8 protein-coding genes are annotated in these 9,932 nt (G+C 64.3%); 6 read left to right on the plus strand and 2 right to left on the minus strand.

The annotated features are described in order from the left end of the window. The first annotated feature begins 5 nt into the window (after window positions 1-5). The 3 genes from NKH57_RS32410 to NKH57_RS32420 all read left to right on the plus strand — a co-directional run bounded on the left by NKH57_RS32410 (window position 6) and on the right by NKH57_RS32420 (window position 3,554). A complete protein-coding gene (locus NKH57_RS32410) occupies window positions 6-428 on the plus strand; it encodes a GFA family protein (protein WP_352950399.1) in 423 nt (140 codons plus the stop codon). Further along, window positions 425-2,833, plus strand: coding sequence for a phenylalanine--tRNA ligase subunit beta (gene pheT / locus NKH57_RS32415; protein ID WP_352950386.1), 2,409 nt, complete (start codon window positions 425-427; stop codon window positions 2,831-2,833). The genes NKH57_RS32410 and pheT overlap by 4 nt, the downstream gene beginning before the upstream one ends. A 118-nt stretch (window positions 2,834-2,951) precedes the next feature. Then, window positions 2,952-3,554 (plus strand): nucleotidyltransferase family protein, encoded by a 603-nt coding sequence (locus NKH57_RS32420; protein WP_352950388.1) that lies wholly within the window; start codon window positions 2,952-2,954, stop codon window positions 3,552-3,554. 273 nt (window positions 3,555-3,827) lie between these two features. Here the strand turns inward: NKH57_RS32420 and NKH57_RS32425 are convergent, their stop codons facing one another. Continuing rightward, window positions 3,828-4,823 (minus strand): aldo/keto reductase, encoded by a 996-nt coding sequence (locus NKH57_RS32425; RefSeq protein ID WP_352950390.1) that lies wholly within the window; start codon window positions 4,821-4,823, stop codon window positions 3,828-3,830. Between the two features lie 96 nt (window positions 4,824-4,919). On the opposite strand from NKH57_RS32425, the gene NKH57_RS32430 reads away from it, so the two are divergent. The 3 genes from NKH57_RS32430 to NKH57_RS32440 all read left to right on the plus strand — a co-directional run bounded on the left by NKH57_RS32430 (window position 4,920) and on the right by NKH57_RS32440 (window position 8,722). After that, window positions 4,920-5,810 carry a LysR family transcriptional regulator gene (locus tag NKH57_RS32430; RefSeq protein ID WP_352950392.1) on the plus strand — a complete coding sequence of 297 codons (891 nt, stop codon included), beginning with the start codon at window positions 4,920-4,922 and terminating at the stop codon, window positions 5,808-5,810. Window positions 5,811-6,050: 240 nt separating this feature from the next. Next, a complete protein-coding gene (locus NKH57_RS32435) occupies window positions 6,051-7,037 on the plus strand; it encodes a Gfo/Idh/MocA family protein (RefSeq protein WP_023761166.1) in 987 nt (328 codons plus the stop codon). Window positions 7,038-7,063: 26 nt separating this feature from the next. Continuing rightward, a complete protein-coding gene (locus NKH57_RS32440; RefSeq protein ID WP_352950395.1) occupies window positions 7,064-8,722 on the plus strand; it encodes an FAD-binding dehydrogenase in 1,659 nt (552 codons plus the stop codon). 28 nt (window positions 8,723-8,750) lie between these two features. Here NKH57_RS32440 and NKH57_RS32445 read toward each other — a convergent pair whose 3' ends face one another. Further along, a complete protein-coding gene (locus NKH57_RS32445) occupies window positions 8,751-9,689 on the minus strand; it encodes an alpha/beta hydrolase (protein ID WP_352950397.1) in 939 nt (312 codons plus the stop codon). Window positions 9,690-9,932 lie beyond the last annotated feature (243 nt).

The following is a 9,932-nucleotide window of genomic DNA, read 5'->3' on the forward strand; positions in this document are numbered from 1 at the left end:
CGCGCATGCCCCCGCCCCCCCCCGGCGGGGGGCGGGGCGGCGCCGGGCGTTGCGCGGCTGCGGCCTACCCGCACCACGTCAGCTATTGCCATTGCGGCGATTGCCGGCGGGCGAGCGGCGCGCCGGTATCGGCCTTTGTCGGCTTCCTGGCCGGTCAGGTCGCGTTCACCGGCAAGGCGCTGAAGATGTTCGAGAACGGCCCGGTGACGCGCTCGTTCTGCGGCATCTGCGGCTCACCCATCGCCTATGTCGACGAGCGGCTGGAGGACGACATCTATTTCATGCTCGGCGCCATGGACATGCCGGCCGATTTCAAGCCGACGCTGCATGCCTATGTCAGCGAGCAGCTTCCCTTCCTGCATATCTCCGACGACCTGCCGAGACATCTGAAAACAAGCGTCAAAAGACCAGACGGAACAATCCAATGAAATTCACCCTCTCCTGGCTCAAGGATCATCTCGAGACCGACGCCTCGCTCGACGAGATCGTCGAGCGGCTGACCTCGATCGGCCTCGAAGTCGAGCATGTCGACGACAAGTCGAGCCTGAAACCCTTCGTCATCGCCAAGGTGCTGACGGCGGTCCAGCATCCCGATGCCGATCGGCTGCGTGTGCTGACCGTGGATACGGGCGACGGCAAGCCACCGGTGCAGGTCGTCTGCGGCGCGCCCAATGCCCGCGCCGGTCTGATCGGCGCCTTTGCCGCGCCCGGCACCTATGTTCCCGGCATCGACGTGACGCTGACGGTCGGCAAGATCAGGGGCGTCGAAAGCCATGGCATGATGTGTTCTGAGCGCGAGCTGGAACTTTCCGACGAGCACCACGGCATCATCGACCTGCCTGAGGATGCGCCTGTCGGCACCAGCTTCGCTGCCTATGCGCATCTCGACGATCCGGTCATCGAGATCAACCTGACGCCGAACCGGCCGGACGCCACCAGCGTCTATGGTATCGCAAGGGATCTGGCGGCGAGCGGGCTTGGCCGCCTCGTCGGCGGCGCCATCATGCCCCATGTCGGCGCCGGCATGTGCCCGGTCAAGGTGACGATCGTGGCGCCGGAACTCTGCCCCGGCTTCGCGCTGCGGCTGGTCAAGGGCGTCAAGAACGGCCCGTCACCGAAATGGCTGCAGCAGCGGCTGATCGCCATTGGTCTGAGACCCATCAGCGCGCTGGTCGACATCACCAACTACGTCACCTTCGACCGCGGCCGGCCGCTGCATGTGTTCGACGCCAAGAAGGTTGCCGGCAACCTAGTCGTACGCCGCGCGCGCGATGGCGAAAAGGTACAGGCGCTCGATGGCCGCGAATACACGCTGACACCGGAGATGTGCGTCATAGCAGACGACAATGGCGTCGAGTCGATCGCCGGCATCATGGGCGGCGAGCATTCGGGCTGTGACGAGAGCACCACTGACGTGCTTATCGAATCCGCCCTTTGGGATCCGATCACCACCGCCCGCACCGGCCGCACGCTTGGCATCATCACCGACGCGCGCTACCGCTTCGAGCGCGGCGTCGATCCCGAATTCATGGTGCCCGGCGTCGAACTGGCGACCAGATTGGTGCTCGATTTCTGCGGCGGCACGCCGACGGAGATCGAAGTGGCAGGCTATGCCGGCCACACGCCCAGGATCGTCTCCTTCCCGCTCTCGGAAGTGAAGCGGCTGACCGGCATCGAAGTGCCAACATCGGAGAGTCGCCATATCCTGTCGCGCCTTGGCTTCAGGCCTGAGGGCTCGGGTGACGTCATCGATGTGGCGGTGCCGTCCTGGCGTCCGGATATCGACGGCAAGGCCGACCTGGTCGAGGAGGTGATGCGTATCCACGGCGTCGACAACATCGCCCCGCAGCCGCTCGGCGCGCATGACGCGGTCAACGCAAGGATACTCACCACGCTGCAGGTCCGCACCCGCACGGCCAAGCGAGCGCTTGCCGTACGCGGCATGATGGAAGCCGTCACCTGGTCGTTCATACCGGCCAGGCACGCCGAACTGTTCGGCGGTGGCCAGACGGCATTGAAACTCGCCAACCCGATCGCCGCCGACATGTCCGACATGCGGCCCTCGCTTTTGCCGGGGCTGATCGCCGCTGCCCAGCGCAACGCCGACAGGGGCATCGGCGACGTGGCGCTGTTCGAAGTTTCGGGCACCTATGAAGGCGATGGCGCGGACCAGCAGCGGCGCGTGGCCGCCGGGGTGCGCCGCGGTACCGCCAAGCTCGACGGCTCCGGCCGCAATTGGGCCGGCAATTCCGGTCCGGTCGGCGTGTTCGACGCCAAGGCCGACGCCATCGCCGCGCTCGAAGCCTGCGGTGCGCCGGTCGAGCGGCTGCAGATCGAGGCGGGTGGTCCGGCCTGGTATCATCCCGGCCGTTCCGGTACGATCAAGCTCGGCCCGAAAACCGTGCTCGGCACCTTCGGTGAATTTCACCCGAAGACGCTTGAGGGCCTCGACGCTTCCGGGCCGCTCTGCGGTTTCGAAGTGTTCGTCGATGCCGTGCCCGAGCCGAAGGCCAAGCCGACGAAGACCAAGCCGAAGCTCGAGCTCTCCGCCTTCCAGATGGTCAAGCGCGACTTCGCTTTCGTCGTCGACAAGACCCTCGAGGCCGGCACGCTGGTGCGCGCAGCGCTCGCCGCCGACAAGAAGCTGATATCAGGCGTTTCGGTCTTCGATATTTTCGAAGGGGCATCGCTCGGAGCGGGCAAGAAGTCGATCGCCATCGAAGTATCGATCCAGCCGGTCGAGAAGACGTTGACCGACGAGGATTTCGAGGCGCTGGCCAAGCGCATCGTCGATAATGTCGGCAAGCAGACCGGCGGCGTTCTGCGCGGCTAGAGCAATTCTGGGAAAACTGCGTAGCGATTTTCCCGGTAAAAACGCATAGCGCTTTCCCTTGGGGATTGCGCAGGAACCAAGACTTGCAGGCAGGTGGCGAATCGCCGTCCAAAGGGCGATGGACCATCTGCGCTATTCCGGCCTTCCTTTCGAAACGCAACGCACGGCGTTTCTTGAGATCGTCTCGGCCGATCCGCTTGTTCGCGAAGCGCTGACGCATGCCCGCGCGCTTGGTCTTGCCGACTGGCTGATCGTCTCCGGCGCTCTCTACAACTCTGTCTGGAACCATCTGACCGGCAAGCAGCCGGGCTATGGCATCAAAGATGTCGACCTGTTCTATTTCGATGACAGCGACCTGTCTTATGAGGCGGAGGACGCGGTGATCCGCCGCGCGGCGGCGCATTTCGAAGGACTGCCTCTGCCGGTCGAGGTGCGCAACCAGGCGCGGGTGCATCTGTGGTATCCGCAGAAGTTCGGTCAATCCTGCCCGCGCTACACGAGCTCCAGCGAATCCGTCAGCTATTTCGCCTCTAAGACCCACGCGGTCGGTGTGCGACACGACGCGGACGGGCAGCTCGATCTGGTTGCGCCGTTCGGGCTCGACGACATCTTCTCGTTCCGCATCGTGCCGAACCGGGTGATGGACAATCAGCGCACGCATGAGGTGAAGGGCAAGCGTGCGAAGGAGACCTGGCCGGAGATTTCAGTGGTGCCGTGGTAGAAGTGCCGGAATAAGAAAATGTCGGCGCGAGGCACCCCCCTCTGGCCTGCCGGCCATCTCCCCCGCAAGGAGGGAGATTGGCAGCTTCGGCCTTGTCGCTCCTCTTGCAACCTTGGCGATTGGCGAAAGCAGCAACGGCATCCGATCTCCCCCCTTGCGGGGGAGATGTCCGGCAGGACAGAGGGGGGTGTTTCGCGCTGACTTCTCGCAACCTTCGCTGTCACGTTCGCATGAAAAAGGGGCGCCGAAGCGCCCCTCCAACGGTGACCTGACTCACCCATTCACCAGCGCCAGCAACTCCTCGGTGTAGCGCTTGCCAACGACCTTGTCCGGCGACAGCGCATCGCCTATGGCCGCTACCTCGGCAGCGCTCAGCTCGATCTCCGCCGCAGCCGTGTTCTGCTCAAGATGGCGGATCTTGCGCGCGCCGGGGATCGGCACGATGAAGTCGCCCTGGTGCAGCACCCAGGCCAGCGCCAGCTGTGCCGTGGTCACGCCCTTTTCAGCCGCCAGCTTCTCCAGCGTGGCGACAACCTTGGCATTCGCCGCCATCGCATCAGCCTGGAAACGCGGCAGGCCACGGCGCCAGTCGTCGTCGCTCAGTGCCTCGGGCTTGGCGATCGTGCCGGTCAGCAGGCCACGGCCGAGCGGGCTGTAAGGGACAAAGCCGATGCCGAGTTCGCGGCAGACGGCGAACACCTCGTCTTCCGGGTCGCGGCTCCACAGTGAATATTCGCTCTGCACGGCTGATATCGGATGCACGGCATGCGCCCGGCGGATAGTCGCGGCACTCGCCTCCGACAGGCCGAGCGCGCGCACCTTGCCTTCGCGCACCAGTTCGGCCATGGCGCCGACCGTATCCTCGATCGGCACGTTGGGATCGACGCGATGCTGGTAGTAAAGGTCGATGACGTCGGTGCCCAATCGCTTAAGCGACGCCTCGGCAACGGCCTTGACGTGCTCGGGACGGCTGTCGACACCGGCCATGCGATCGATGCCGGTGCCTTCTTCCAGGATCTTGAAGCCGAACTTGGTCGCGATCGTCACCTTGTCACGCACCGACTTCAGCGCCTTGCCGAGCAGGATCTCGTTCTCGAAGGGGCCGTAGACTTCCGCCGTGTCGAAGAAGTTGACGCCGATCTCGACGGCGCGGTGCAGGGTGGTGATCGCGTCGGCTTCCGCCTGGCCGCCATAGGCGAAGCTCATGCCCATGCAGCCGAGGCCGACCGGATAGACGTTCAATTCAGTTCCTAGCTTGCGGGTTTGCATCACGCGTCTCCTTGTTGTGATGCCTGGAAGATAGCGCCTTGCTTTGCGTTCGATAATACGTTCATGTGTGTACGGGTTGTTCTAAAAAGTAGATCAATGAACCGAGCACATCTTTCACAGCTGGCAGTGCTGGCAACCGTTGCCCAATGCGGCAGCTTTCGCGGCGCGGCCAAGGAATTGGCAATCGCGCCGTCGGCGGTAAGTCACGCCGTGTCCAGCCTGGAAACACGGCTTGGCGTACGCCTGTTGGCGCGCAGCACCCGCAGCGTCGCGCCGACGGAAGAAGGCGCGCAGTTGCTGGAGCGATTGCGCCCAGCTCTTTCGGAGATCGACCTGGCGCTGGAGACGGCGATCGAAGCGCGCGATCGGCCTGCCGGCAATCTGCGGCTCAGCGTACCCCGTACGGCAGCGCATCTGGTGCTGACGCCACGGCTTGGCGCTTTTGCCGCGGCCTATCCCGACATCGTGCTGGAGATCGCCATCGAGGACCGCTTCACCGATGTCGTCGAAGGCGGTTTCGATGCCGGCGTTCGGCTCGGCGAGAGTCTGCAACGTGACATGATCGCGGTGCGGATCGGGCCGGACATTCGTGGCGCGGTGGTGGGCGCCCCATCCTATTTCGAGGCCATGCCCAGACCGCGCCACCCGCGCGACCTTGCCGACCATCGCTGCCTCCGCTTCCGCTTCTCCAGCGGCATCCTTTACCGCTGGGAGTTCGAGAGGAATGGCGAGGTGATCGAGATCGCCACGCAGGGGCCACTGATCCTCGATGAGGATCAGCTCATCGCGCAAGCAGCGGTCGATGGCGCCGGGCTTGCCTTCGTCTTCGAGGACTATGTGCGGGCACCGCTTGCCGACGGCCGGCTGATCCGCGTGCTGGAGGACTGGTGCCCGCCCTTCGACGGGTTCTTCGTCTACTACCCCAGTCGCCGCCAGATGCGCCCGGCGCTGCGCGCCTTCGTCTATTTCTTCAAGGTGAGTGGGTAAAGCGCGCTCACCCTCCCCCTTGTGGGTCCCCTCAAGGGGGAGGGTGGAAGAAAGCCTCACCAACATTCGTTCACGTCCTATGCAAACATCGATCACCAACAGCACGACCCGCTACGGCTGGGGCGCGATTATTCTCCACTGGCTGATTGGGCAGGCGCGCTTCGATGGATAGTCTCCAATTGGCTTTTCTTCCGATATCGGGCAAACCTCGTGGCCTGTAAATCGTGATGGAGAAGCCTGATGTTTCGATGGGGTGTGTTGTCCACGGCCAAGATCGGCCGCGAGCATTTGTTGCCGGCGATGGTCGAGGCGGAGAATGGTGTGCTGTCGGCGATCGCCAGTCGCGACCTGTCGAAGGCCAAGGCACTGGCCGAGCGCTTTGGCGCCCGCCATGCCTTCGGCTCCTATGAGGACCTGCTCGCCTCCAACGAAATCGACGGCGTCTACATCCCGTTGCCGACCTCGCAACATGTCGAATGGACAGCCAAGGCCATCGAAGCCGGCAAGCATGTGCTGGTCGAAAAGCCGCTGGCGCTCGACGCCAAGGACATTCTCCCGCTGATCAAGCTGCGCGACGCCAAAAAAGTGCTCGTCTGCGAAGCGTTCATGGTCATCTACCACCCGCAATGGATCAAGGTGCGCGATCTCATCGCCAGCGGCGCGATCGGCCGGCTGCGCCATGTGCAGGGCGCGTTCTCCTACTACAATGTCGACCCCAACAATATGCGCAACAAGCTCGATCTCGGCGGCGGCGCGCTGCCCGACATTGGCGTCTATCCGACTGTGTCGACGCGCTTTTCGACTGGCAAGGAGCCGCTGCGCGTGCAGGCGACAATCGAACGCGACGAGAAATTCGGCACCGACATCTACTCCTCGATCCGCGCCGATTTCGGCGACTTCGAACTGTCCTTCTACCTGTCGACGCAGATGGCGGCGCGCCAGGTCATGGTGTTCCACGGCGAGAAGGGTTTCATCGAAGTGTTCTCGCCCTTCAACGCCGGGCTGTACGACCATCACCGGGTCGAACTGCACAACCAGAACCACACCGAGGCGCAAGTGTTCCGCTTTCCCGGCACGCAGCAATACCGGCTGGAGGTCGAGACCTTCGCGCGTGCGGCACAGGGCGGCAAGGAGCGCGTCTTCACGCTGGAGGAATCCGTGCTCAACCAGAAAGTCATCGACGCCATCTTCCGCGCCGGCGGCAAGGATAGCTGGGAGACAGTCTGAGCTTAGCCGGCTGATTGGGAGGGGAAATGTCTGACGACGCGGACGTGATCATTGTCGGCGCCGGCCTTGCCGGGCTGGTTGCCGCCGCCGAACTTGCCGAGGCCGGCAAACGGATCATCATCGTCGACCAGGAGCCGGAGCAGTCGCTCGGTGGCCAGGCATTCTGGTCGTTCGGTGGCCTTTTCCTTGTCGATTCGCCCGAGCAGCGGCGCATGCGCATCCGCGATTCGCACGATCTGGCTCTGGAGGATTGGCTGGGCACAGCGGCTTTCGATCGGCCCGAGGATTTCTGGCCGCGCCAATGGGCGCAAGCCTATGTCGGCTTCGCCGCCGGCGAGAAACGCTCCTGGCTCCTTCAGCGCGGCCTGAAATTTTTCCCCGTGGTGGGATGGGCCGAGCGCGGCGGCGGCAATGCCATCGGCCACGGCAATTCGGTACCGCGTTTCCACATCACCTGGGGCACTGGCCCGGGCGTGCTGGAACCCTTCGTCCAGCGCGTGCGCGAGGCCCAGAAGCAGGGGCTGATCAGTTTCAAATTCCGCCACCGCGTCAATGAATTGACCCGCACGGGTGCTACCGTCGACGGTGTGCGCGGCGACATACTGCAGCCGAGCACTGTCGAGCGCGGCCACAAGAGTTCACGCGACATCGCGGGCGATTTCGCATTCCGAGCGCAGGCGGTGATCGTCGCCTCCGGCGGCATCGGCGCCAATCATCAGCTTGTCCGGGAAAACTGGCCGCAGCGGCTCGGCGCGGCACCAAAGCGCATGATCGCCGGCGTGCCCGATCATGTCGACGGCCGCATGCTGGCGATCACGGAGCAGGCCGGCGGCTCGATCATCAACCGCGACCGCATGTGGCACTATGTCGAGGGCATCAAGAACTGGTCGCCGATCTGGACCGATCATGCGATCCGCATCCTGCCCGGCCCGTCTTCGCTGTGGCTCGACGCACGCGGCAAGCGCCTGCCCGTGCCGCTCTATCCCGGCTTCGACACGCTCGGAACGCTCTCCCACATCATGAGCACCGGCTTCGACTATTCCTGGTTCATCCTGACCAGGAAAATCATCCAGAAGGAGTTCGCGCTGTCGGGGTCCGAGCAGAATCCCGATTTGACCGGCAAGAGTTGGCGCCAGGTGCTCGGCCGCGCCACCTCAGGCATTCCGGGTCCGGTGAAAGCCTTCATGGAGAAGGGCGAGGATTTCATCGTCGAGGCGGATCTGCCGACGCTGGTCGCGCGCATGAATGCGCTCGCCGGCGGCGAGCCGCTGCTCGACGTCGCCCAGGTCGAGCGCGAAATCCGCGCCCGCGACCGGCAACTCGACAATCCGTTCTCCAAGGACATGCAGATCACCGCTTTGCGCGGCGCCCGCGCCTATCTCGGCGACCGGGTGATCCGCACGGCCAAGCCGCACAAGATGCTCGACCCGGCAAACGGCCCGCTGATCGCGGTGCGCCTCAACATCCTGACCCGCAAGACGCTGGGCGGCCTGCAGACCGACCTCGACAGCCGCGTTCTGGGTGCCGATGGCCAGCCGGTCGCCGGGCTCTACGCCGTCGGCGAAGCCGCCGGTTTCGGCGGCGGCGGCGTGCATGGCTATGCGGCGCTTGAGGGCACCTTCCTCGGCGGCTGCATCTTTTCCGGCCGCAGCGCCGGCCGGTCGGCGGCCGCGGCCGTGCAATAAGGCGCAAACCGCGAGACGATAAAACCGCTCACCAGAGCCAGGCGCCCTGTCCAAGGGCGGCCACTGCATCGACGATCCGGGTAAAGCTCGCGCGGGCACGGCCGACCGTGTGCCGGGCTCTGAGATAGCCGTGCACCAGGCCCGGTTCCTCGAACCAATATGCCCGTCCGCCAGCCGCGACGATGCGGTCGCGATAGGCTTCGCCGTCGGACGACAGCGGGTCGCATTGGGCGGTGATCAACACCGTCGGCGGCAGGTTGGCGAAATCGGCGTCGGCAAGCGGCGACTGCGTGATGTCGCCGGTGCCGTCTCGCCCACCGGTGCGGATGTTCTTGTAGAATTCGAGGTCGCGCATGGTCAGCATCGGCGCTTCGGCATGCCTGAGATAGGATCCCTTCGACCGGTCGCCGCCAAGACCGGGATAGATCAGCACCTGGCCGATCGGCCGTTTCGCATGGCCGCGCGTCGCGTGGCTGACGGCAGCGGCAAGGTTACCGCCGGCGCTGTCGCCGCACAGAAGAATTGGGTGGCTGCGGGCGATGCCAGCCCATTCGAAGGCGCTCATCACGTCGTCGAAGGCCGATGGATGCAAGTGCTCCGGCGCCAGCCGGTAATCGACCGAGATCACCTCGTAGCCGGTGCGGTCGCAGAGTTCGGCACAGACATCGTCATGGCTGTTCAGGCCGCCGAAAATGAAGCCGCCGCCATGGAAATACAGCACCGTCACGGCTGCTTGGCGTGCGCTTCGGCAAATGCGGATCGGGATCTCGCGCGTGCGCGTCGCAATGGCGGAGGTTTCGACCGCGACGCCTTGCGGGTAGCCGGCAAAGAATTCGCGGCACATGAGGTCGTAGATCTCGCGCTGCTGCGCGATCGTGTAATCGATCGTGTCGGGCGGATAGTAGGAATTGGTCCGCTCGATGAAGGCCCAGGTCTCGGCGTCGATGAGGGTTTTGTAGTCGGTCATGGGCACTGGAAGGGCTGCCAAGGTTGAGCCCGGGCGCCCCCCTCTGTCCTGCCGGACATCTCCCCCTCAAGGGGGGAGATCGGATGTCGCGAGGGTTCTCGCCAATCATTTGCATCGCAAGAAAAGCGCCGGGACCGAAACTGCCAATCTCCCCCCATGAGGGCAGGGCTATCGCATATGAGTAAAGAGGCTAAGCAGGTTTTGATCGGCCCATCGTGCCTTGAGTCGTTTGTGGCTGAGCGG

The organism is Mesorhizobium sp. M1050 (assembly GCF_040318715.1).
Lineage (GTDB): Bacteria > Pseudomonadota > Alphaproteobacteria > Rhizobiales > Rhizobiaceae > Mesorhizobium.